16 protein-coding genes and 1 other RNA gene are annotated in these 23,366 nt (G+C 72.0%); 8 read left to right on the forward strand and 9 right to left on the reverse strand.

Going from position 1 to position 23,366, the window contains the following annotated elements; all coding sequences use genetic code 11:
• The first annotated feature begins 71 nt into the window (after window positions 1–71).
• From ACFRIC_RS26580 to ACFRIC_RS26605, 6 genes are all read left to right on the forward strand, one after another.
• Window positions 72–1,394, forward strand: a complete 1,323-nt coding sequence (locus ACFRIC_RS26580) for an MFS transporter (RefSeq protein ID WP_382790297.1) — start codon at window positions 72–74, stop codon at window positions 1,392–1,394.
• Between the two features lie 255 nt (window positions 1,395–1,649).
• Window positions 1,650–2,945: an ABC transporter substrate-binding protein gene (locus ACFRIC_RS26585; protein ID WP_382790300.1), complete on the forward strand. Its 1,296-nt coding sequence runs from the start codon at window positions 1,650–1,652 to the stop codon at window positions 2,943–2,945.
• Window positions 2,942–3,907 carry a carbohydrate ABC transporter permease gene (locus ACFRIC_RS26590; RefSeq protein WP_382790303.1) on the forward strand — a complete coding sequence of 322 codons (966 nt, stop codon included), beginning with the start codon at window positions 2,942–2,944 and terminating at the stop codon, window positions 3,905–3,907. Before ACFRIC_RS26585 ends, ACFRIC_RS26590 begins: the two co-directional genes overlap by 4 nt.
• Window positions 3,904–4,725: a carbohydrate ABC transporter permease gene (locus ACFRIC_RS26595; RefSeq protein ID WP_382790306.1), complete on the forward strand. Its 822-nt coding sequence runs from the start codon at window positions 3,904–3,906 to the stop codon at window positions 4,723–4,725. Before ACFRIC_RS26590 ends, ACFRIC_RS26595 begins: the two co-directional genes overlap by 4 nt.
• 11 nt (window positions 4,726–4,736) lie before the next feature.
• The gene (gene yicI / locus ACFRIC_RS26600) at window positions 4,737–6,992 is read left to right on the forward strand and encodes an alpha-xylosidase (protein WP_382790309.1); all 2,256 of its coding nucleotides are present in this window, start codon (window positions 4,737–4,739) and stop codon (window positions 6,990–6,992) included.
• Window positions 6,992–8,005, forward strand: coding sequence for a LacI family DNA-binding transcriptional regulator (locus tag ACFRIC_RS26605; RefSeq protein ID WP_382790312.1), 1,014 nt, complete (start codon window positions 6,992–6,994; stop codon window positions 8,003–8,005). The genes yicI and ACFRIC_RS26605 overlap by 1 nt, the downstream gene beginning before the upstream one ends.
• Before the next feature lie 104 nt (window positions 8,006–8,109).
• Here the strand turns inward: ACFRIC_RS26605 and ssrA are convergent.
• The 5 genes from ssrA to ftsE form a co-directional block, all read right to left on the reverse strand.
• Window positions 8,110–8,498: a transfer-messenger RNA gene (ssrA, locus tag ACFRIC_RS26610) on the reverse strand.
• Between the two features lie 139 nt (window positions 8,499–8,637).
• Complete coding sequence (gene smpB / locus ACFRIC_RS26615; RefSeq protein ID WP_382790475.1) at window positions 8,638–9,180, reverse strand: SsrA-binding protein SmpB; 543 nt, start codon at window positions 9,178–9,180, stop codon at window positions 8,638–8,640.
• An 81-nt stretch (window positions 9,181–9,261) separates the two neighbouring features.
• Window positions 9,262–10,428 (reverse strand): S41 family peptidase, encoded by a 1,167-nt coding sequence (locus ACFRIC_RS26620; protein WP_382790315.1) that lies wholly within the window; start codon window positions 10,426–10,428, stop codon window positions 9,262–9,264.
• A gap of 67 nt (window positions 10,429–10,495) precedes the next feature.
• Window positions 10,496–11,416 (reverse strand): permease-like cell division protein FtsX, encoded by a 921-nt coding sequence (gene ftsX, locus ACFRIC_RS26625; protein ID WP_355766939.1) that lies wholly within the window; start codon window positions 11,414–11,416, stop codon window positions 10,496–10,498.
• Window positions 11,417–11,449: 33 nt separating this feature from the next.
• The gene (ftsE, locus tag ACFRIC_RS26630; RefSeq protein ID WP_328555238.1) at window positions 11,450–12,139 is read right to left on the reverse strand and encodes a cell division ATP-binding protein FtsE; all 690 of its coding nucleotides are present in this window, start codon (window positions 12,137–12,139) and stop codon (window positions 11,450–11,452) included.
• Between the two features lie 302 nt (window positions 12,140–12,441).
• Here ftsE and ACFRIC_RS26635 point away from each other — a divergent pair, with 302 nt between their 5' ends.
• Window positions 12,442–12,633, forward strand: a complete 192-nt coding sequence (locus ACFRIC_RS26635) for a hypothetical protein (RefSeq protein ID WP_037619292.1) — start codon at window positions 12,442–12,444, stop codon at window positions 12,631–12,633.
• Between the two features lie 96 nt (window positions 12,634–12,729).
• On the opposite strand, the gene ACFRIC_RS26640 is transcribed toward ACFRIC_RS26635, so the two are convergent.
• The 4 genes from ACFRIC_RS26640 to ACFRIC_RS26655 form a co-directional block, all read right to left on the reverse strand.
• A complete protein-coding gene (locus ACFRIC_RS26640) occupies window positions 12,730–13,338 on the reverse strand; it encodes a hypothetical protein (RefSeq protein WP_382790319.1) in 609 nt (202 codons plus the stop codon).
• Between the two features lie 336 nt (window positions 13,339–13,674).
• Window positions 13,675–14,781, reverse strand: a complete 1,107-nt coding sequence (gene prfB, locus ACFRIC_RS26645) for a peptide chain release factor 2 (RefSeq protein WP_382790322.1) — start codon at window positions 14,779–14,781, stop codon at window positions 13,675–13,677.
• A 300-nt stretch (window positions 14,782–15,081) separates the two neighbouring features.
• Window positions 15,082–16,323: a serine/threonine-protein kinase gene (locus ACFRIC_RS26650; RefSeq protein ID WP_382790324.1), complete on the reverse strand. Its 1,242-nt coding sequence runs from the start codon at window positions 16,321–16,323 to the stop codon at window positions 15,082–15,084.
• A 308-nt stretch (window positions 16,324–16,631) separates the two neighbouring features.
• The gene (locus ACFRIC_RS26655; protein ID WP_382790327.1) at window positions 16,632–18,302 is read right to left on the reverse strand and encodes a serine/threonine-protein kinase; all 1,671 of its coding nucleotides are present in this window, start codon (window positions 18,300–18,302) and stop codon (window positions 16,632–16,634) included.
• A 490-nt stretch (window positions 18,303–18,792) separates the two neighbouring features.
• Between ACFRIC_RS26655 and ACFRIC_RS26660 the strand changes: the two genes are divergently transcribed.
• Window positions 18,793–22,926 carry an FHA domain-containing protein gene (locus ACFRIC_RS26660; RefSeq protein ID WP_382790330.1) on the forward strand — a complete coding sequence of 1,378 codons (4,134 nt, stop codon included), beginning with the start codon at window positions 18,793–18,795 and terminating at the stop codon, window positions 22,924–22,926.
• The last annotated feature ends 440 nt before the right edge of the window (window positions 22,927–23,366 follow it).

A 23,366-nucleotide genomic window follows, 5' to 3' on the forward strand; every position in this document is an offset into this window, starting at 1 on the left:
CAACCCAAGTGCGTGAATCGCTACGGAGTAAGTGTTGGACCGCCCTCGCGACGCCGGGCGAGGGTTCGTGCATGTCACCGCTCACCCCGTACCGCCGTCTGTTCGCGCTGCCCGGCACCCGCGCCTTCACCCTCGGGAACCTCGTCGCCCGGCTGCCCATGGGCATGTCCAGCGTGAGCGCGGTCATCATGATCGCCGGGGCACGGGGCTCGTACGCGCTCGCCGGCGCCGTCACGGCGACCGGTCTCGCGACGACGGCCGTGGTCGCTCCCTGGATCGCGCGGCTGGTCGACCGGCACGGGCAGGCCCGGGTGGCCGTGCCCGCCACGGCCTTCGCGCTGCTCGGCGGGACGGGGCTGGTGGCCTGCGTGCGCTTCGGCGCCCCCGACTGGACCCTCTTCGCCGCGTACGCCGCCACCGCCACGACCCCGAACACGGGCGGGATGTCCCGCGCCCGCTGGGCCCACCTCCTGAAGGGCGACGCGGCGGCGCTGCACACCGCGAACTCCTTCGAGCAGGCCGTGGACGAGCTGTGCTTCATGCTGGGCCCGGTGCTCGCGGCCTTCCTGTGCGGGGCCGTCGCCCCGGAGGCGGGCATGCTCGTGGGGGGCGCGCTGCTGATGACGGGCGTCCTGCTGTTCACCGCGCAGCGTTCGACGCAGCCTCCGCTCCGGCCGGCCACGGCGTCCGGGTCGCCCGCGCTCGCCCCCGGCATGCCCGCGCTGCTGCTCTCCTTCCTCGCCACCGGCGCGGTGTTCGGCGCGATGGAGGTGGCCACGATCGCGTTCGCGGACGAGCGGGGACACAGCTCCGCCGCGGGTGTGGTGCTCGGCCTCCAGGCGGCGGGGTCGTGCGTGGCGGGCCTGCTGTTCGGCGTGCTGCTGCGGGGGACGCCGTCGGCCTCCGGGCACAGTGCCCGGCTCGACGCCGACGCACTCGCCGCTCGGCGGTACGCCGTGTGTGTCGGGGCCATGGCCGTTCTGCTGACGCTGCCGCTCCTGGCCGTCCGGCTCACCGGCTCGCTTCCGGTTCTCGCGGGCGCGCTGCTCGTGGCGGGCATGGCGACCGCTCCGACCATGGTCACCGGCATGACCCTGGTCCAGCGGCGCACGCCCGAGGGGCGGCTGAACGAGGGGATGACGCTCGCGGTGACCGGCCTGCTGGGCGGGATAGCCGGCGGCTCGGCGGCGGGCGGATGGATGGTGGAGCAGTGGTCGCCGGCCGCGGGATTCACGGTCCCGGTCGCGGCGGCGACGACCGCGCTGGTGATCGCCACCCTGGCCGCACGGACGAGCGCCGCCCGCACCCGGAAGACCAGCCCCGAATCCACCCCGGCCCACACCCCACAGCCCCGGCAGCACCGCCCCGAACCCGCCCCGCTCCACCCTTCGTAGACACGGGGCGCCGCCCGAACCCCGAACCCGCCCCCGCTCACACCCCGTAGACCGGAGCACCGCTCCGACACCCCACAGTCCGGGCCCCGCCGTCCGACCCGTCGAACCCCTGCCCCAATTCCGGTTCAGCCCATTGACGTGCCCACGGCCGCCACCTACCTTCCCCCGTCGAAGCGCTTCGACGTCATGCATCGAAACGATTCGACGACGGTGCATGGCAGCCCGATACTCATCCAACTCCTCTGGAGGCAGTGGATGTCGACGACACGGCGGCGAGTGGCGGCGGCGGTGGCGGTGACCTTGACAGGTGCCCTGCTGGCGACGGCATGCGGCGGCTCGGACAGTGGCTCCTCGGACGGCAAGACACTCAGACTGTGGCACTACGAAGGGCCCGACAGCGCGATGGGCGCGGCCTGGAACGAGGCCATCAAGGAATTCGAAGCGCAACACCCCGGCGTGAAGGTGAAGTTCGAGGAGAAGGGTTTCGAGCAGATCCAGAAGACCGCGCCCATGGTCCTCAACTCGAACGACGCCCCCGACCTCATGGAGTACAACAAGGGCAACGCGACCGCGGGCCTGCTCTCCAAGCAGGGGCTGCTGACCGACCTCACGGCCGAGGCGGCCAAGCGCGGCTGGGACAAGAAGCTCAGCGCCGGCGTGAGGACCACGAGCCAGTACGACGCGAACGGCGTCATGGGCTCCGGCAAGTGGTACGGCGTGCCCAACTACGCCGAGTACACGATGGTCTTCTACAACAAGGACCTCTTCAAAAAGTACGGGATCGCGGAGCCGACCTCGTACGACGAACTGGTCTCCGCGATGGACACGTTCGTGGCGAAGGGCGTCACCCCGCTCGCCAACGCGGGCGCCGAGTACGTCGCCCAGCAGTACCTCTACCAGCTCGCCCTCTCCAAAGCCGACCGCTCCTGGGTCGACACCTACGAGCTGTACAAGGGCAGGACCGACTTCCACGACACCGCCTGGAGCTACGCGGCGGACACCTTCGCCGACTGGGTGAAGAAGGGGTACATCTCCGAGAAGTCCAGCGGCACGAAGGCCGAGGACGCCGGCGTGTCCTGGATCCAGGGCAAGTCGCCGATCCTCTTCTCCGGAAGCTGGTGGTACGGCCGCTTCGAGGCGGAGGCGAAGTTCGACTGGGACTCCGGCCTGTTCCCGGGCTCGAACCTCACCCTGGGCTCCGGCGGCAACCTGTGGGTGGTCCCCAAGGGCGCGAAGAACAAGGAACTGGCCTACGACTTCATCGACATCACCATGTCGAAGAAGATCCAGAACATGCTGGGCAACAAGGGCGGCGTCCCGGTGGCCGCGGACGCCTCCGCGATCACCGATCCCAGGACCAAGACCCTGATAGCCGACTACAACACCCTGTCGGGGCGCGACGGGCTCGCCTTCTACCCGGACTGGCCGGTGGCGGGCTTCTACGACACCCTCGTCTCCGAGACGCAGAAGCTGATCACGGGCAGCGAGAAGCCCGACGCCTACCTGGACAACCTCCAGAAGGCGTACGACAAGGGCGTACCGCAGCGATGACGGCGACCGCCGAACGCGGCGGGCGGGTGACCGGCCTGAAGGCCCGGGCCGGTCACCCGAGCCGCCCGCACACCTCGTACGCGCTGTTCCTGCTGCCCGGCGTGCTCGCCTTCACGGCCGTGGTCGTCGTGCCGTTCCTGATGAACACCTGGATCGGCTTCACCGACTGGCAGGGGGTCGGGACCCCTTCGTGGACCGGGCTCGCCAACTACCGCGCCCTGATGGACGACAGCGAGTTCTGGGCGTCGTTCCGGCACAGCCTGTTCATGGTGCTGGCGATGGCCCTCGTGCCGACGGCCGTCGGACTCGTCCTGGCCGCCGCCCTGTTCGACTACGTCGGCAAGCACTTCGGCAGCAGGATCGTGGCCGTGCTGCGGGCCTGCTACTACCTGCCCCAGGTGCTGCCGATCGCGGTCGCGGGCATCGTCTGGAGCTGGATCCTCGCCCCCGACGACGGCTCGCTCAACGCGCTCCTCGACGCCGTCGGTCTCGGCTCCTGGCAGCAGGACTGGCTCGGCGACCCGGACCTCGCGCTGTACAGCGTGATGGGGGTGATGGTCTGGGTGCAGCTCGGCTTCCCGCTGGTGGTCTTCATGGCGGGACTGCAACGCGTCGACCCGGGGCTGCACGAGGCGGCCGAGCTGGACGGCGCCGGCTGGTGGCGGCGGTTCTGGCACATCACGCTGCCGCAGATCCGCCCGGAGATCTCGGTCGTCCTGCTGTGGTGCACGATCGCCGCGCTGAAGGTGTTCGGGGCGGTCTACGTCCTGACGAAGGGCGGTCCGGGCGGCGCCACGGACGTGCCGTCGTACTTCTCCTTCGCCACCTTCTTCGAGAAGACCCAGGTCGGCTACGGCGCCGCGATCTCCACCGTCCTGACCGTGATCGTCCTGGCGCTCGCGCTGATCGGGCTGAGGTTCCAGACCCGCGCCGAGGACGCCGAGGAAGGGGTCCGCGTATGAGCGCGCTCCGCCGCTCCCCCGTGCTCGTGGCTCTCGTGATCGGCGCGCTGTTCATGGTGCTGCCGTTCGCCGTGGTCGCCCTCAACGCGGTCAAGTCGCCCGCCGAGTACTCCGCGCACGGCCCTCTGAGCCTGCCGCACGGTCTCTACCTCGACGGTCTGGAGGACTTCTGGCAGCGGGTCGACTTCGGGCGGAAGCTCCTCAACTCGGTGCTGATCTCCGGCTCGGTGGCGATCGGGGCCGCGGTGCTGTCCGTGCTGAACGCGTACGCGATCGGCATCGGCCGGATCAGGGGCCGCGCCTGGGTGCTCGCCTTCTTCGTCCTCGCCAACACGCTGCCGCAGGAGGCGCTGGTCTATCCGCTCTATTACCTGAGCAAGCAGGCCGGTCTCTACGACACCAGGCTCAGCGTGATCATCGTGTTCACGGTGCTCCAGACGGCCTTCGGCACCTATCTCCTCTCCGCCGTCCTCGGGCGGTTCCCGCGCGAGATCATCGAGGCCGCGCGGATCGACGGGGCGAACCAGTGGCAGGTCCTGTGGCGGATCGTCGTCCCGGTGAGCCGCCCCACGATCGGCGTGCTCCTCGTCTTCTTCTTCATCTGGACGTGGAACGAGTTCCTGCTGCCGCTGGTCATGCTGATCTCCAACGACAACCAGACCGTGTCGGTGGCCCTCGGCGTCCTCCAGGGACAGCGTCTGATGGACGCCACGATGACGAACGCGGCCGCCCTGCTCGGCGTGCTGCCCGCCCTCGTCTTCTTCCTCGTCTTCCAGCGGACCCTCACCCGCGGCATCGCCGTCGGCGCAGTGAAGTAAGGGGTACGACAGTGAAGTTCACGGACGGCTACTGGCTGCTGCGCGACGGCGTCACCGCGGCCCACCCGGTCGAGGTCCTCGACGTGACCTCGGGCCCCGGCGGCCTGGAGATCCACGCGCCGACGCAGCCCATCCGGCACCGCGGCGACCTGCTGAAGGGACCGGTCGTGACGATCAGCGCCCACGCGCCGATGCCCGACGTCATCGGCGTCACGTTCACCCACTTCCAGGGCGAGGAGCCCCGGGGCCCCCGGTTCGAGCTGCGCGGAACCGGGTTCACCCCGCACACCGAGTACGACGACGACCACGCCACCCTGACCTCGGGCGCCCTGTCCGTCCGGGTCGCCCGCACCACCCCCTGGCACATCGACTTCCTCGCGCACGGCCGGACCCTGACCAGCAGCGGCCCCAAGGGCATGGGCATCATGCGGGACGCGGACGGGGCCCACTACCTGCGCGAACAGCTCGACCTCGGTGTCGGCACCCAGGTCTTCGGCCTCGGCGAGCGGTTCGGGCCGCTGGTCAAGAACGGCCAGGTCGTGGACATGTGGAACGCGGACGGCGGCACCGCCACCGAGCAGGCCTACAAGAACGTGCCGTTCTATCTGACGGACGCGGGCTACGGCGTCTTCGTCGACCATCCGGGCCGGGTGTCCTTCGAGGTCGGCTCGGAGGCGGTCTCCCGGGTCCAGTTCAGCGCCGAGACGCAGGAGTTGACGTACTACGTCATCCACGGCCCCACCCCGAAGGACATCCTGCGCAAGTACACGGAGCTCACCGGGCGTCCGGCCCTGCCGCCGGCGTGGTCGTTCGGCCTGTGGCTGTCGACGTCCTTCACGACCTCCTACGACGAGGACACCGTCACGTCCTTCATCGACGGCATGCGGGACCGTGAACTCCCGCTGTCCGTCTTCCACTTCGACTGCTTCTGGATGCGCGAGTTCAACTGGTGCGACTTCCGGTGGGACCCGCGGGTGTTCCCCGATCCGGAGGGCATGCTGACGCGGCTGAAGGACAAGGGGCTCAGGATCTGCGTCTGGATCAACCCGTACATCGCGCAGCGCTCACCGCTGTTCGCGGAGGGGCGGGCGCTCGGGCATCTGCTGAGGCGCCCCGACGGCAGCGTGTGGCAGTGGGATCTGTGGCAGCCGGGGATGGCCCTGGTCGACTTCACCAGCCCGGCGGCCCGGGACTGGTACGCCGCGAAGCTGGAGGCGCTGCTGGAGCAGGGGGTCGACTGCTTCAAGACCGACTTCGGCGAGCGGGTCCCGGTGGACGTGGCGTACGCCGACGGCGCCGACCCGGAGCGGATGCACAACTACTACACGTACCTCTACAACCAGACCGTGTTCGACGTGCTCCGCAAACACCGGGGCGAGGAGGAGGCCGTCGTCTTCGCCCGCTCGGCGACCGCGGGGAGCCAGCGGTTCCCGGTGCACTGGGGCGGCGACTGCGAGGCGACGTACGCGTCGATGGCGGAGTCGCTGCGCGGCGGGCTCAGCCTCGGCATGTCGGGGTTCGGGTTCTGGAGCCACGACATCGGCGGCTTCGAGGGCACGCCGACGCCCGCGCTGTTCAAACGGTGGATCGCCTTCGGGCTGCTGTCCTCGCACAGCCGGCTGCACGGCTCGTCCTCGTACCGCGTGCCCTGGCTGTTCGACGAGGAGGCCGTGGACGTCCTGCGGCTGTTCACCCGGCTCAAGCTCCGCCTCATGCCGTATCTGTACGAGGCCGCCCGCACCGCCCACGCGGAGGGGGTGCCGATGATGCGGGCGATGGTCCTGGAGTTCCCGGACGATCCGGGGTGCGCGCATCTGGAGCGGCAGTACATGCTGGGCCCGGATCTCCTGGTCGCGCCGGTCTTCAGCGACGAGGGGGACGTCTCGTACTACGTGCCCGAGGGCACGTGGACCCCCTATCTGGGCGGGCCGCCGGTGACCGGACCGCGCTGGGTGCGCGAGCGGCACGGCTTCCTGAGCGTGCCGCTGCTGGTGCGGCCGGGCGCGGTGATCCCGGTCGGCGCGGTGGAGGACGGTCCCGAGTACGACTACGCCGACGGGGTCACCCTGCGCGCGTACGGGCTGGAGCGCGGCGCCCAGGTGTCGGTGCGGGTCGGCCCGGTGACCTTCACCGTCGTGCGCGAGGGGAACACCCTGCGCGCGGCCTGCAGCGACCCGTCCGCGCCCTGGGGGCTGGCCGCGGGCGGACGCGAGGTACGGGCCCGCGCCGGGACGGGCTTCCTGTCCCTCGACCTGGAGGCGGAGTGATGGTCAAGATCACCGATGTCGCGCGGCACGCCGGGGTGTCCCCGAGCACCGTCTCCTACGCCCTCAGCGGCAAGCGGCCGATCTCCGAGGAGACCCGGCTGCGCGTCGAGGAGAGCATCCGCCGGCTCGGCTACCGCCCGCACGCGGGGGCGAGGGCGCTGGCCAGCAGCCGGTCGAACGTCCTGGCGCTGGTCGTGCCGCTGCGGGCGGGCATCCATGTGCCGGTGGTGATGCAGTTCGCGGTGTCGGTGGTGACGGCGGCGCGGCTGCACGACCACGACGTCCTGCTGCTCACCCAGGAGGAGGGAGAGGAGGGGCTGCGCCGGGTCGCGGACACCGCGTTGGTGGACGCGCTGATCGTGATGGACGTCCAGCTCCACGATCCCCGGCTGCCGTTGCTGCGGGCGCTGGAGCGGCCGTCGGTGCTCATCGGCTTCCCGGCCGCCCCGGACGCGCTCACCTGCATCGACCTGGACTTCAAGGCGGCCGGTGAGCTGTGTGTGGAGCGGCTCGCTGGGCTCGGGCACCGGGTCGTCGCGCTGGTCGGGTCGCCGCCCGAGGTGTATGTGCGGGGCACGGCGTTCGCGCAGCGGGTGGTGCAGGGGTTCACGGCCGCCGCCGACCGGAACGGTCTGGCCTCGTCCGTGCACCCCTGTGAGGCCTCGCCGGCCGCCGCGCGCCGGGTCGCCGAGCAACTTCTGCGCGAGCAGCCCGCGTTGACCGGTGTCGTCGTCCACAACGAGCCGGTCCTGGAACCGTTGATCGACGCGTTCGAGCAGCTCGGTCTGCGGGTTCCGGCGGATCTGTCCGTCACCGCGATCTGTCCGGACGAGCTCGCCGGGAGTCTGCGGGTCCCGGTCACCTCCATCGCGCTTCCGTCGGCCGAAGTGGGCGGACGGGCGGTCGACCTGCTGATGAGAAAGCTGAACGGCACGTCCTGTCCCGAGGCGACCCTGCTCACGCCCACGATGACGGAGCGGGCCAGTACGGCTCCCCGGGCGCTGCATCCCTGAGGGCGGGCCGCATTCCCGGGAGGGCAAGACGAAGGCCCCGCTACCTGAGCCGCGGGGCCTTCGTCACGCTATTCGATTGTGCGTATTCAATTAAAACATGGGATGAGTGGAGATGGCGGGAATCGAACCCGCGTCCAACGGTGCAAAATCAGGGCTTCTCCGTGTGCAGTTCGCTGCGATTTTCTCAGCCCCGGCGATCACGCGAACAAGTCGCCGACGGGCTCAGCCACTGTTTGATTTCCCATCGAACCCCGTGACCGGGCTCGATGGTTTAGTCCCCTAGATTATGCCAGGGTCCGGGTCGGGAACACTCCCGGGCTGACACCCATTAAGGGTCCTTCACTCACTGCTTATTAGGCAGCGAGGGCGAAGGACTGGGAATCGCTCTTGGAATTGGCGATTATTTTTTGCGACATATGGTTTACGAGATCATTGCCGCTTCCTCGACACGCTTCCCCTGCTTCAACAGCCGCTGTCGAAACCGATCATCCCCATGTTGATTTTTCAAAGCTCGGCCCCTCCGGGGAGGAACCCGCGCCCTCGATGGGGTGCGTTGCCATCCTACGTGACCAGCGCACGGGCGTGCCAGCATATTCCCGCGGGCCGGCCCACCGGCCGCGTCGGCGCCCGTCCTACTCGCCGCGCTGCTTGCGCTTGGCCGCCGCGATGGCCCGGTCGGACTCGCGCCGGTCCTGCTTCTCGCGCAGGGTCTGCCGCTTGTCGTACTCCTTCTTGCCGCGTGCGAGCGCGATCTCCGCCTTCGCCCGGCCGTCCTTGAAGTACAGGACGAGCGGCACGATCGTGTGACCCGTCTCCTCGGACTTCACGGACAGCTTCTCGATCTCCTCGCGGTGCAGCAGCAGCTTGCGCTTGCGGCGGGCGGAGTGGTTGGTCCAGCTTCCCTGGTTGTACTCCGGGATGTGGGCGTTGTGCAGCCAGGCCTCGCCGCCCTCGATCTGGACGAACCCGTCGGCCAGCGAGCTCCGGCCCTGGCGCAGCGACTTGACCTCGGTACCGGTCAGGACGAGCCCGGCCTCGTAGGTGTCGATGATCGAGTAGTCGTGGCGGGCCTTCTTGTTCTGCGCGACGATCTTGCGCTTGCCGCCCTTCTCGCCGTCCCTGGACTTGGCGGCAGTCCCGCCCTGCTTGGGCTGGGACTCCTTCGGTACGTACATTCCCTTGCTCATAGTGCTGGCCATTTTCGCACTACAGGGGGGCTCGGGGGAAAGCCGATTACCGGAGCCGCCGTCAGCGGGTCAGGGAAGGTCCCCGAGACCGCTCAGCACGGTCTCGGCCCGCTGCAGCGACTGCTTGTCCGCCTCCAGGTCGGGGGTGATGCCCCGGCCGTCGACGGAGCGGCCCGCGGGGGTGCGGTAGTGGCCGACGGTCAGCTCGGCGACGGAGCCGTCGGGCAGCCTGCTCGGCATCTGGACCGAGCCCTTGCCGAAGGTGCGGGTTCCCACGACGACCGCGCGTCCACGGTCCTGGAGCGCCCCGGTGAGCAGCTCGGCCGCGCTCATCGTGCCGCCGTCCACGAGCGTGACCAGGGGTCTCGCGGTGTCGCCGCCCGGGTCCGCGTGCAGGGCGCGCTCGGCGCCGTTCACGTCGTACGTGGCGACGAGGCCGCCGTCCAGGAAGGCGGAGGCGGTGGTGACGGCCTCGGTGACCAGGCCGCCGGAGTTGCCGCGCAGGTCGAGGACGATCCCGGCCCGGCCGGGAGCCCGCCCGACGGCGGTGCGTACGGCGTCGCCGACGCCCTTGGTGAAGGCGTCGACCTTGATCAGGGTGACCCGGCCGGGAAGGCTGCTGACGGTCACGGAGTCCGTGGAGAGCCGGGCGCGGCGCAGGGTCCTGCTCCACGACTGCGTGCCGCGCTCCAGGCCGAGGGAGACCTTCGTGCCGGCGGTCGCGTCGTCCGCGTCGCCGCGCAGTAAGGCGACCACCTCGGTGACGGGCCGGCCGTCCACCCGCTCGCCGTCGACGGTGCGCAGGAGGTCGCCCTTGCGGATGCCCGCGGCGGCCGCGGGCGAGCCTGCGCTGACCCGGGTGACCTCGATGCGTCCGTCGCTCTCGCGGCGGGCCCAGAGGCCGACGCCGGTGTACTGGCCGTCGAGTGCTTCCTCGAACTCCTCGTACTCGCCCTGGGAGTAGACGGCGCCCCAGCGGTCTCCGCTGCGGCTCACGGCCCGTTCGGCGGCCTCCATGGGCGACTTGCCGTCGGCCATCGCCTGGGCGGCGGCCCGGGTGACCTCGTCGTGCCGGCGCGCCGAGGCCGAACCGGGCGTGCCGTCCCCGGTCTTCCGGGCGGTGTCGGAGAACGATCCGGTGGCCGCGCCGGCGACGAGGACGGTCGCGAACACCAATGTCAGGGCCGCCCCGCGGCGGATGCGGCGGGGCTCGCAGAACAGGTCACGGCCTGACATGCCGGTGAGTCTAGGACAACGCGAAGGGCCGCACCGCCGGTTGACGGTACGGCCCTGTTGGGATGCGTCACACCTTCAGGTACTTGCGCAATGCGAAGAAAGCGGCCAGGGCGGGCATCAGCAGGCTCGTCGCGAGGATGAGCGGGAGCTTGGTCAACACGGCGTCCCAGCCGATGAAGTTGATCAAGTTGAGCTTCTCGGACAGCGCCAGACCGTGGTCGATGATGAAGTACCGCGCGATCAGCAGGAATCCGCAGGCCACACCGCCGCCGATGAGTCCGGCGACCGCGGCCTCGGCGATGAACGGCGCCTGGATGTAGAAGCCGGAGGCGCCGACGAGGCGCATGATGCCGGTCTCGCGCCGCCGGCTGAACGCCGAGACACGCACCGTGTTGACGATCAGCATCAGGGCGACGACGAGCATCATCGCCATCACCGCGCGCGCGGCCCAGTTCATGCCGTTGAGCAGCCCGAACAGGTTGTCCAGGATGCCCTTCTGGTCCTGGACCGACTGCACGCCGTCACGGCCGTCGAAGGCGGTCGCGATGACCTGGTACTTCTCCGGGTCCTTCAGCTTGATCCGGTACGACTCCTGCATCTGGTCCGGCGTGAGGGAGCTGGCCAGCGGCGAGTCGCCGAACTGCTCCTTGTAGTGCTTGTACGCCTGGTCCGAGGACTCGTAGGTGACCTTCTGCACGACCGTGGACATCTTGTCCAGGTCGGCGACGATCTGCTTCTTCTGGTCGCTGGTCACCGCGCCCCTGGCGCAGTGCGGGTCGGACTCGGCGTCACTCTTGTTGCAGAGGAAGATCGAGACGTTGACCTTGTCGTACCAGTAGCCCTTCATGGTGTTCACCTGGTCGCTCATCAGGAGCGAGCCGCCGAACAGGGCGAGCGAGAGGGCGACCGAGACGACGACCGCGAAGGTCATGGTCAGGTTGCGGCGGAGACCGACACCGATCTCCGACAGAACGAACTGCGCGCGCATGGCGTCTTCCTCAGACCTTTCCGTGGACGATGATCAGTGCTGGTAGCCGTAGACGCCGCGCGCCTGGTCGCGGACGAGACGGCCCTGCTCCAGCTCGATGACGCGCTTGCGCATCTGGTCCACGATGTTCTGGTCGTGCGTGGCCATCAGGACCGTGGTGCCCGTCCGGTTGATCCGGTCGAGCAGTTTCATGATGCCCACCGAGGTCTGTGGGTCGAGGTTTCCGGTCGGCTCGTCGGCGATGAGGAGCTTGGGCCGGTTCACGAAGGCTCTCGCGATGGCCACACGCTGCTGCTCACCACCGGACAGCTCGCCGGGCATCCGGTCCTCCTTGCCGCCCAGGCCGACGAGGTCGAGCACCTGGGGCACGGACTTGCGGATCTCGCCGCGGGACTTGCCGATGACCTCCTGGGCGAAGGCCACGTTCTCGGCGACCGTCTTGTTGGGCAGGAGACGGAAGTCCTGGAAGACCGTCCCGAGCTGGCGGCGCATCTGCGGCACCTTCCAGTTCGAGAGGCGCGCGAGGTCCTTGCCCAGGACGTGCACCTGGCCTTGGCTGGTCCGCTCCTCGCGGAGGATCAGCCGCAGGAAGGTGGACTTTCCGGAGCCGGAGGACCCCACGAGGAACACGAATTCTCCGCGCTCGACCTCCAGGGAGACATCCCTGAGAGCGGGGCGGGTCTGCTTGGGGTAGACCTTGGAGACATTGTCGAATCGGATCACGGGTGCACCACGGGTCGCCGGGGGTAGGTGTGCGTGACCATACGCGAACCGGGTGTGCAAGCGCAGTCGGCGTACGGGGTTGCGCGCGGCTTGCACGATTTGTCACGGATATGAGGCGCGATTCACACCCGATCCGAGGGGCTGGGGCAGCTCGGGGCGGGGCAGGAAAACGGGGGGCCGCGCCGAAAGCCGCGGAACCTGGCACAGTGGTAGGGGAACGGTTGCGTTCGCCGCAGCGTTAAGAGAGCGATGTGTACGTGAGAGTGCTGCGTACGCGGAGACGTCGCAAGGAGGGCCGGCGCATGACGTACGACCGACTGGTATGCGCTAACTGCGCGGCACCCGTCAGCGAGGGCCGCTGCCCCGTCTGCCGCGCGAACCGGCAGCGACTCCAGCAGGAGAGCCCCTTCGCGGGACTCAACCCCATGGCACTGATCGCGCTTCTGGCGGTCCTGATAGCGGCACTGGCGCTGGTGGCCCACCAGACGGTGTGAGCGCCGCGGGGACGGTCGGCACGGCCGTCGCCGCCCAGGAACACGGGCAGGGCCCGGAGCGAGCTGCTCCGGGCCCTTCGTCGTACGTGGGGAACGTCAGGCGGCGGCACCGCCGCGGCCGCCCGCGAGGCGGGGCAGCAGGCGGAAGCCGACACCGCCGGCGATCATCGTGGCGGCACCGATGATCAGGAACGTGGTCTGGCCGGCACCGGTCTCGGCCAGCGCGCCGTCCTTGCCCTGGGCCTGGGTGTCGGAGCCGGTGTCGGTGAGGGCCGAGGAGCCCTCCTCCTGGGCGGAGGAGCCACCGTTGGGGTCGGCGTCGTTGCCGCCGGTGCCGGTGCCGCTCGTGCTGCCGTCGGAGGGGGCGGTGGTGCTGCCGCCCGAGGTGGGTTCGTCGGTCGGGTCGGCCGGGTCGGTCGGGTCCGGGTCCTCGGTCGGCTCCGTCACGGTCGGCGCCGGCTCCGTGGGCTCGGTCTCCGTGGGGGCCGGCTCCGTGGGCTCGGTCTCCGTGGGAGTCGGCTCGGCGGTGGTGGTCGGGATGCCCGTGTCGGTGGGCGTCGGGGTCGGGTCGTCGGCGGTGGTCGCCGTGAGGCCGACATTGAGGTCGAGCGCCGAGGCGGCACCCGCCGCGGTGAGTGAAGCACCGGCGGCAATCACCGCGCCGGCGGCTATCCGCGCCACGCGGATCCGCGTCTTCTTGGTCATCTGCCTGCTACCCCCAGTAGCTGATCGTCAATGGAGCAGCGTCCGGAGCCACGGCGTCACAGGGGATTTCGTTCGACCCCCCGGTTCACATGCGCCCCGGTGATACGCATGCCACACGTCACCCTTCCCAGTTTTCAAAGCAGCGTCAAGGTCGTTGCGTACGCGATGTCCGGAACGGCATCGTTTGCCTGGCCTGGGGACATGTGACTGTGACGGAAAACCCATACGGCCCCTACAAACAAAGGCAACTGCCGCCCGGTGGACGGCAGTTGCCTTGTCGACAAAGAGGTTCAGCGGGGGCGGAGAACGCCCGCCCGCACCGCTTCCGTCGTGTGTTTACTTCTCCTGCTGCTTGCGCCAGCGAATTCCGGCCTCGAGGAAGCCGTCGATCTCGCCACCGAACACGGCTTCGGGGTTGCCGACTTCGAACTCCGTGCGCAAGTCCTTGACCATCTGGTACGGGTGCAGGACGTACGAACGCATCTGGTTGCCCCAGGAGTTGCCGCCGTCGCCCTTGAGGGCGTCCATCGCGGCCTGCTCCTCCTGCCGGCGCCGCTCGAGGAGCTTGGCCTGGAGGACGTTCATGGCCGAGGCCTTGTTCTGGATCTGCGACCGCTCGTTCTGGCAGGAGACCACGATGCCGGTGGGCAGGTGGGTCAGACGCACCGCGGAGTCGGTGGTGTTGACGCCCTGGCCGCCGGGACCGGACGAGCGGTACACGTCGATCCGCAGCTCGGACTCGTCGATCTCGATGTGGTCGGTCTGCTCGACCACCGGCAGGATCTCGACACCGGCGAAGGAAGTCTGGCGGCGCCCCTGGTTGTCGAACGGCGAGATGCGCACCAGCCGGTGCGTGCCCTGCTCGACGGAGAGCGTGCCGTACGCGTACGGCGAGTGGACGGCGAAGGTGGTGGACTTGATGCCCGCCTCTTCCGCGTACGAGGTCTCGTACAGCTCCGTCTTGTAGCCGTGGCGCTCGGCCCAGCGCAGGTACATGCGCTGGAGCTTCTCGGCGAAGTCGGAGGCGTCGACGCCGCCGGCCTCGGCGCGGATGGTGACGACGGCCTCACGGGAGTCGTACTCGCCGGACAGGAGGGTGCGGACCTCCATCTCGTCCAGCGCCTTCTTGACGGCGACGAGCTCGGCGTCGGCCTCGGCGCGGGTGTCCGGGTCGTCCTCCTCCTCGGCCATCTCGAAGAGCACGCTCAGATCGTCGATGCGCCCGCGGAGCGCCTCGGCCTTCCTGACCTCCGCCTGGAGGTGGCTCAGCTTGCTGGTGATCTTCTGCGCCTCGTCCGGGTCGTCCCACAGGGACGGCGCGGCCGCCTGCTCCTCGAGCACGGCGACATCTGCCCTCAGCTTGTCGAGGTCCAGGACGGCCTCGATCGACTCCATGGTCGAGGAGAGGGACTTGAGCTCTTCGGAAACATCGACGACTGCCACGCCTCCAGCGTAACGGCTACGGCAACCGGGCCTCGCCTCTCACCCCCGAGGGACCCCGCCGACCCCCTGCCCCGGGCACAAGCGTGTCTCGCCCCCTCCGCCCCTACCCGTCCCGTCACGGGGGCGCTGCCCCCGGCCCCCCGCTCCTCAATCGCCGGAGGGGCTGATTCTCAGCCCGTCCGGCGATTGAGGACGAGGCCGTTCAGGCCGAAGCGGGGGTCCGGGGGCGGCAGCCCCCAGGGACGGGTCGGGTAGGGGCGGAGGGGGCGAAAGAGGCCTTTTCCCGGGTGGCGGCCGTGGTCACGGCGAGGCCGGGGCCGAGTTCTTCGTGTCCTGGGGAGGCGCGTCGTCGCCGCCGGAGGTGGCGAGCCAGGTGCCGACCCCGGCCGCGGCGACCAGGACGACGGCCGCCACCCCCAGGGTGATCCGCCGCCGCCGCGCGGAGGCACGATGCCGGGCGGACCCGGGCCGAGGCGCGCCAGCGGCCCGGGGCGCACGCGCCGTCCCCCGTGCCCCGCCGGCCAGCTCGTCGGGCGCCGGCACCCGCATCGAGGTGTGCGTGTCCCGGTTCGAGTCGGTCGCACCCCCCGGCACCAGCGGCACGGCCCCACGCCGCTCCCGCGCGGCGGCGGGCGCCGACGGCTCCGCGCTCTCCTCCTGCTCCTCGTCCCCGTCCGCGGAGTCCGCGTCCGGGGAGTCCACGTCCAGCGGCGGCATCCCGGCCAGCAGCGGAAGCTGCTCCCGCAGCCGCGCCCCCAGCTCGGAGGCCCGCAGCCGGGACGCGGGCGCCTTGGCCAGACACTGCACGATGAGCTGCCACAGCTCGTCCGGGATGCCCGGCAGCGGCACGACGGTCTCGGTGACATGGCGGCGCAGGACCGCGCCGGGGTGTCCGCCCCCGAACGGCGTGAAACCGGCGAGCAGCTCGTAGAGCACGGTCGCCAGGGCGTAGATGTCGACGGCGGCACGCGGCGGCAGGCCCTCGATGATCTCGGGCGCGAGATAGTCGGGCGTGCCGATGATCTTCGTGACCCGGGTCCGGCGGGGCGAGTCGATGAGCTTGGCCACGCCGAAGTCGGTCAGGAGGGCCGGGTGGGAGCCGCCGGGGCCGAGCGGGCCCTGCATGTCGAGCAGGACGTTCTCGGGCTTCACGTCGCGGTGGACGACGCCGGCGGCGTGCGCGGCGGCGAGCCCGTCCGCCACGTCGGCGACGATCGCGACCGCGGCCTCCGGGGCGAGCCGGCGTTCCCGGTCGAGCCGGGTGCGCAGGTCGGTGCCCCGCACGAGGTCCATCACGAGGGCGAGGTCGTTGCCGTCCACCACCAGGTCGCGCACCGCCACCACGTGCGGGTGGTCGAGGCCGAGCAGCGCGGTGCGCTCCTGCACGAAGCGCCCCACCAGTTCCTGGTCGGACGCGAGGTCCTCGCGCAACAGCTTGATGGCGACGGGACCCTCGGGCCCCTCGCCGAGCCACACCGTGCCGGCGCTCCCCCGCCCCAGGATCTGGTGCGCGGTGTACCTGCTGCCGATCTTGCGTGCCAAGACTGCTCCTACAGACGCGTGTTGCCGCTTAAAGTACGCGCCCGCGGAGCCAACCTTCACGCCCGGGACCGAAATCACCCATCAGATGTCGACAAATCCCCAGAGTCGGCTGCCCGAGGGGCAGGGATCGGCCGTCCGAGGGACAGGAATCGGTCGCCCGGGGGCCAAGGGATCGGTCGCCCAGGGACCGGGAATCGGTCCGCCCGGGGGCCAGGAATCGGTCCGCCCGGGGGTCAGGGATCGGTCGCCCGAGGACCCCGGATCTCTCATCCGTGGGCCCCCGGACCGGTCGCCCGGGGCTCCCCGGATCAGTTGCCCGAGCCGCCCGAGGGGTCCTTCGAGCCGAGATCGCCGATCCAGCCGCTGACCTGGTCGTACCAGTGCGTGAGCTGGCCCCAGAAGCTCCGGGTCGAGCCGATCCAGTCCTGGAGGGGGCTGAACTCCCAGACCAGCCAGCCGGCCACGAACAGGATGACGATCGTGAACAGGCAGCCCTTGAGGCAGCCGAGTCCCGGGATCTTCATCGGGTTGGCGCTGCCCTGGCGGGGCTCGCGCTGACGGGGGGCGGGCTGCTGGGGCCGCTGCGGCTCGGGCGCGTACCGCTGCGGCTGGGGCTGCTGCTGGGGCGCCGGGGCGTACCGCTGCGGCTGCTGGTGCTGCGGCGCGTACTGCTGCTGGGGCTGCTGCTGCGGATAGCCGTATCCGGGCGGCGGCTGCTGGCCCCGCTGCGGACGCTGCTGCTGGGGCTGCCCCTGGGGCCGCGCGACCTGGCGCTGCGGGCGTCGGCGCAGCGGGTCCTCGTTCGGGTCGAGGTACTGGACCTGCGTCTGCTCGTTGCGGTCACGGGCCGCGCGCATCTGGTTCTGCCAGGGGTGCGGGTCGTCGCTCTGGCCGGGCTGTCCGCCCGGCTGGTTCTGCGGCACCGGCGGCAGCACGGCGGTCGGGTCGGCCGCTCCCGAGGTGTGCGGCAGCACGCTGGTGGCGCCGTACGGGTCGTAGGAGGCCGCGCCCTGCGGGAGCACCTGGGTCGGGTCGGCCGAGCCGGGCAGGTCCGGGACGTGCGCCGGGGCCGGGTCGGGGGCGAGCAGGGCGCCCACGCCCTCGGCGGCGGCGATCTGCGCGGGCGAGGCGTGCACCCCGACGCCCGCGGCGACGGCACGCAGTCCGCGGGCGAGGTTCTCGGCACTGGGCCGTTCGTCCGGGTTCTTGCGCAGGCAGCGCTCTATGACGGTCCACAGCGGGTCCGGGACGGTCGAGGGGCGGCGCGGTTCGGCACTCAGGTGCTGGTGGAGCACTTCGAGGGCGGAGCTGCCGGCGAACGGCGGGCGCCCGGTGATCAGCTCGTACATCAGGATGCCGGCGCCGTAGATGTCGACGGCGGACGTCTGCGGGCGTCCCTCGGCGGACTCCGGGGCGACGTACGCGGGCGTGCCGACGAATTCGTGGGTCCGGGTGAGGCCGGGGGAGTCGGCGAGCCGCGCGATGCCGAAGTCGGTCAGCATCGGGTGCATCTGGCCGGCGTCCTGCTTGAGCAGGACGTTCGCGGGCTTCAGGTCGCGGTGCACGACGCCGTCGGCGTGGCTGGCGGCGAGCGCGTCGGCGATCTGGGCGGTGAGCAGGGCGGCCGCGACGGGCGAGAACGGTCCGTTCTCGCGCAGGTAGCGGTGCAGGTCGGGACCGTCGATCAGGTCCATGACCAGGGCGAGGAGGTCTCCCTCGACGACGAGGTCGCGGACCCGCACGATGTTCGGGTGGGTCAGGCGCAGCAGCACCGACCGCTCCCGCAGGAAGCGCATCACGATGTCGGCGTCACCGGCGAGCTCTTCCTTCAGGACCTTGATCGCCACGGTCTCGCCGGGCTGTCCCGCGACGGCCGCCTCGGCGCCGGCGGTCTCCCGCTGACGGGCGCGCCAGACCGTGCCTGTGGCGCCGCGCCCCAGCGGCTCCTCAAGGAGGTACTTGCTCCCTACCGGCCGCACGTCATGCGCTCCCTGTTGCTTGCTTGCCTGGTCCGTCCACCGTGATCACCGTGGTACAGGAGATTCCGACCCACTCTAGTGCCGCCCTGCCCGGCGACGGGCTGTCCTGCCCGTGTGCTTTCCCATAGGTCCCGTGCGCACCTGTGGTTCGCATAAGCGCTTACGTGGGCGTCCCCGTCCATGTTCGACGAAAAGCCGCTCGCGTGTGTTCGACGGAAAGACGCTCACTTCGGTCGCTTGGTTGCCCGGACCGGGCGTGAGCGATCTCAAGCCGACATCGGGCGGGCACTGGTCAGGAACTTTTACGGGCAGAGCCGACCAATCAAGATCACTTACGGGTGGGGGGCGGGCGTGTTGTCGGTGGCAGGTGCGAGGATGCCTCCAGTTACTGGCCGACGTGCCCGTGTGCGGTGGGGGGATCTGCGGTGGGGGACCGCAGCGCAGCCTCGCCCTCGCCGCGGCGCCTGTGCTGAAGGGACCCCTGACGGCGATGCAGATCCGGCTGACCGTCGTAGACCCGCTGGGCCCGCCCTCGGAACCGCGGGGGCGAGCCACGGCCTGCGATGTGCTGGTCACCGCGCCGGCCGGGACGGCGTTGGCCGCGGTCGCCTCGGGACTGGCCGCGGCGGTCGGGGGAAGCGGGGGCCCCTCCCAGGGCGAGCGGGGCCGCGAGTCCGGCGGGGGCCAGATCGTGCTCTACGCGGGCGCGGAGCGGCTGGACGCCCAGCGCTGCACGCTCGGCGAGCCGCCGCTGACCGACGGCGCCGTGCTCAGTCTGGGCGCGCCCGCTGAGCCCGGCCCCGACCTGGACGACGTGTCGGCCCAGCTGCACGTGGTCGCGGGACCGGACGCCGGCGGTGTGCACCTGCTGCACGGCGGCCAGATCCGCATCGGCCGCTCCGCGGACGCCGACGTGCCCCTGGACGACCCGGACGTGTCCCGCCTGCACTGCGCGGTCACGGTCACCCCCGAGGGCCGCGTCTCGGTCGCCGACCTCGGGTCCACGAACGGCACGACACTGGACGGCTCCCGCGTCGGTGGCCGTCCCGTCCCCTTCACCGCGGACGCGCTGCTGCGCGTCGGCGAGTCCGCCCTGCGGCTCGCCCCGCCGGGAGGCCCGGGCCTCGTGGAGACGGCTCCGGACGGCGAGGGCCATGTGCGCGTCCGAACCGGCTCCGCCGAGAGCACCCCGCCCCGTTCCGGCGGGGACACCGCGAGCCGCTCCGGGGACACCGCGAGCCGCTCCGGCAGGTCCGCCGAAGGCGCCCTGAACCGATCCGGCGAGTACGCCGGTGACACCTTGAGCCGTCATGGCAGGTCCGCCGAAGACGCTCCCGACCGCTCCGGCGGGTCCGCGGGGAACACCCCGAGCCGTCCTGGTGGGTACGGGGACGACACCCCCGACCGATCCGGCAGGCCTGCCGGGCGCGTTCCCGCGCAGGCCGGCGGCACCGTCGGCCACGGCGTCCCGGCGGGCGCCCCCGCGGCAGACCGGCCCGACGGGTCCCACGTTCGGCCCGGCTCGGCTTCCCCCGGTTCCACGCCCCCCGCGGCCGGCGGCTTCCCGGAGGACGGCTCACCGGGCGCCACCGCCCCCGGACCGGACGCCACGCAGCCGCGCGGTGCCGTGCCCCACGCGCGTGGGGAGAGCGCCTCCCTCACCCAGGGCGGTGGTCTGCCGCCTGCGGGCGAGACGCATCACGCCTACGGGACCGCCGAGTGGGGCGCGTCCGCGGGCGGCGTCCCCGGAGCGCAGGAGCACGGACGGGCGGTGCCCCTCGCCGTCCCGGAACAGGGCCGGGCACCCCGGACCGAGCGCGGCCCCCGGGACGCGACGACGGAGGGCCGCGGCCCGGGCCCGTCCGCGCGCCAGACGGGCGGCCCCGCGGGCTCCGACGAGCCGGACGGTGCGGGTCGGGCCGACACGGCGGCCTTCGGCCCCGGCGCGGCCGACCCGTCCGACACCCCCGGCTCCGGCATCCCCTCCGCCCGCACGGGCACACCCACGCGCGGCACGGACGTTCCGCCGGGCGTGCGCAAGCGGGGCGGCATCGGGGCATGGGCCCGGCGTCTGGCGGGCGGCCGCGGCGGACCGTCCCCGGCACGGGAGACGTACGAGGACGGCGCGGTCGCGGTGGAGGAACTCCTCCCCGAGGTACGGCGCTCACCCGAGAGCTGGCCCGATCCGGCGACCCTGCTGCTCACCGCGATGGGCCCCGGTGCCCGGCTGTGGGAGCGCGGCCCGGGCCACCCCGAGGCACTGACGGTACGGCTGGGCACGGCCGACCGGGCGGCCCCCGACGGCTCGGGCCTGCTGCCCGCGGTGCCGGTGACCGCCGGGCTGCGGGAGGCCGGCTCCCTGGGCCTGGCCGGACCGCGGGCGCGGCTGTCGGGGCTGGCCCGCGCGGTCGTCGCGCAGCTCGCCGCGCTGCACTCCCCCGACACCCTGGAGATCGTCCTCATCAGCACCGACCGGACCCGCCCGGTCGAGGAGCGCACCGCCGAGTGGTCCTGGCTCGGCTGGCTCCCCCATCTGCGTCCCGCCCACGGCCAGGACTGCCGTCTGCTCCTCGCGTACGACCGCGAGCAGGCGGCGGCGCGCGCGGACGAGCTCCTGCGCCGCCTGGAGGACCACCTCGCGGAGGCGCGGGAGGCACCGCGCGTACGCCGTCCGCACCCCGGCGGCGCCGGTGCCGCGGTTCCGGCCGCCCGGTCCGGGACGCACGACACGGACGCCGGACGCGCCGGACACGTCACCCCGCCCGGCGACGACGGCTCGCGGAACGCGGCACGAAGGCCGTCCTGGGCGCGGGCCGACGACATGGACGAGGGGTACGACGGCCCGTACACGGTGGTGATCGTGGACGGGGACCCCGGCGGCGCCGACGTACGGGAGGGCCTGACGCGCCTCGCGCACGAGGGCTCGCGGGCCGGAATCCATCTGGTGTGCCTCGCCGAGACGGTCGCCGCCTCGCCCGCGTCGCCGGTGACGGAGACCTACGAGGCGGCGTGCGCGGTGTCGTCGGCGTTCCGCGAGTGCGGGGCGGTGGCGCTGCTGAGCGGGGACGTGGCCACGGCGCTGCGGCTCATGCGGGTGGCACCGGGCGGCAGTGGCGGGCCCGCCCCCGAGGCGGCACCGCACGGCGGACCCGACGGCGGCGTGCGGGGTGCCTCCGGCGCCGGGAACGGCTCGTCGGCGCACTCCGGTCCCCGGCACGGGGGAGCCACCCACGCGGGCATCCCGCGCCCGGCGTCCGGACGGCACGACGGTTCCGGTACGGCCCGCACGGGCCGTACGTCCTCCGGCGCCGCGGGCCACTTCCAGCGTGGCCCCGTGGGGCACGGCACCGTCGCCGCCGTGGACGCCGTGTCGCTCGCCTGGGCCGAGCGGTTCGCCCGCTCCCTGGCGCCGCTGCGGACGGACGGCACGGCCGGGGACCGGCACACGCGCGTGTCGGCGCCCCTGCCCCAGATGGCCCGTCTGCTCGACGAGTTGGGGCTGGCTCGGGCCACCCCCGCCTCCCTGATGGCGCGTTGGGCGGACGCCGCGGACGACAGCGAGGCGTTCGGCGGTCGGGCGCGGACGGTGCTGGGAGCCGGTCCGCGCGGACCCGTCGCCGTGGACCTGCCCGTCGAGGGCCCGCATCTGCTGATCGAGGGCCCGCCCGGCAGCGGCCGTACGGAACTGCTGCGCTCGGTCGCCGCGTCCCTGGCCGCCGCCGAACGGCCCGACCGGCTCGGGATCGTCCTGATGGACGGACGCGACGGAACCGCGGCCCACGGCGGCGCGGGCGCCGGGGAAGGCCTCCAGGTCTGCACCGACCTGCCGCACGTCAGCACCCACCTCACGGCCAACGACCCCGTCCGGATGCGGGAGTTCGCCCAGTCGCTGAGCGCCGAACTGAAGCGGCGGTCCGAGCTGCTGGGCCGGCTCGGCTTCGCGGAGTGGCACGCCGGGCGGACGGTCCCCGGTCGGATCGTGGCCCAGCGCTCGGGCGGAAGCTCGCCCGGCGGGGCCTCCTCCCTGGGTGCCTCGGACCTCGACACCCCGTCCAGCTCGACGCTGCGGCTGCGCCCCGCCGCCGCGCGCCGGCAGACCGAGCCGGGGCCCCCGCTGGCCCGGCTGGTCGTGGTCGTCGACGATCTGGACGCCCTGCTGACACCCCCGCTGGGCTCCCCCGGACGTCCGGCGGCCGGTTCCGTCGTACGGGCTCTGGAGGCCGTCGTCCGGGAGGGCGACCGGCTCGGGGTGCACCTCGTGGCGGCGTTCGGCGCCGACGGCCGTACGGCCACGTCGGAGCTGACGCGTTCCGCCGCGCTGCGCGTCACCCTGGACGCGCCGTCGCCCGGACCGGAGGAACCCGCCCCCGGGCGGGGCCGGTTGCGGCTCCCGGACGGCCGGGAGATCCCGTTCCAGGGCGGGCGGGTCACGGGGCGCATTCCGCGGACCGCGACCCTGCGCCCCACGGTCGTCCCCCTGGAGTGGCACCGCATGGGCGACCCGCCGGCCCGCCGCCCGGTCCGTGAGCTGGGCAACGGCCCGACCGACCTGGCCCTGCTCGCCAGCGCCCTGGAACGAGCCGCGCGCTCCGTCTCCGCGACGGAGATGCCCTCCCTCCTGTGACCCACGCCGGAGACACCCCGCCCCCGGCGGCCGACCACCGACAGCCGTGACCGCGACGCCCCGCGGCACCGACAACCCGCCCACAGCGGCCGACCACCGGCAGCCCCCACCGCGACGCCCCGGGACCCCGGCACCCTGATCACCGCGACCGGCGGCCGGGACGCCCGGCCGCCGGGCCCCGCGGCCGGAACCCCCGCGGGGCGGGAATGCGTCACCGGTGTCGGTCAGCGGTGCCCGCAGCCGCGCACGTCACAGCGTCGGCGCCGCTCCCGTCCCGGTGCGGGCGGGCGGCTTCGGCGGACTTCCGCGCCATGACGCGACGTCACGACCCCGTCACGATCGTCCACTTGACACCACCGGCGGTCTTGCCGCCCCCGAGTGGGCAGGCGTAGACCGGAGTGATCCGGGCAGCAGCCGCTTTGACGTTCGACGAAGAACGA

It is taken from the genome of Streptomyces sp. NPDC056738 (genome assembly GCF_042790435.1).
Classification (GTDB): Bacteria; Actinomycetota; Actinomycetes; order Streptomycetales; family Streptomycetaceae; genus Streptomyces.

Bases quoted from the DNA above. Each gene is read 5' to 3' on its own strand.
- ACFRIC_RS26580 (WP_382790297.1), top strand. From the start codon at position 72: ATGTCACCGCTCACCCCGTACCGCCGTCTGTTCGCGCTGCCCGGCACC.
- ACFRIC_RS26585 (WP_382790300.1), top strand. From the start codon at position 1,650: ATGTCGACGACACGGCGGCGAGTGGCGGCGGCGGTGGCGGTGACCTTG.
- ACFRIC_RS26590 (WP_382790303.1), top strand. From the start codon at position 2,942: ATGACGGCGACCGCCGAACGCGGCGGGCGGGTGACCGGCCTGAAGGCC.
- ACFRIC_RS26595 (WP_382790306.1), top strand. From the start codon at position 3,904: ATGAGCGCGCTCCGCCGCTCCCCCGTGCTCGTGGCTCTCGTGATCGGC.
- ACFRIC_RS26605 (WP_382790312.1), top strand. From the start codon at position 6,992: ATGGTCAAGATCACCGATGTCGCGCGGCACGCCGGGGTGTCCCCGAGC.
- smpB (WP_382790475.1), bottom strand. From the start codon at position 9,180: ATGTACGTACCGAAGGAGTCCCAGCCCAAGCAGGGCGGGACTGCCGCC.
- ACFRIC_RS26620 (WP_382790315.1), bottom strand. From the start codon at position 10,428: ATGTCAGGCCGTGACCTGTTCTGCGAGCCCCGCCGCATCCGCCGCGGG.
- ftsX (WP_355766939.1), bottom strand. From the start codon at position 11,416: ATGCGCGCGCAGTTCGTTCTGTCGGAGATCGGTGTCGGTCTCCGCCGC.
- ACFRIC_RS26635 (WP_037619292.1), top strand. From the start codon at position 12,442: ATGACGTACGACCGACTGGTATGCGCTAACTGCGCGGCACCCGTCAGC.
- ACFRIC_RS26640 (WP_382790319.1), bottom strand. From the start codon at position 13,338: ATGACCAAGAAGACGCGGATCCGCGTGGCGCGGATAGCCGCCGGCGCG.
- ACFRIC_RS26660 (WP_382790330.1), top strand. From the start codon at position 18,793: ATGCAGATCCGGCTGACCGTCGTAGACCCGCTGGGCCCGCCCTCGGAA.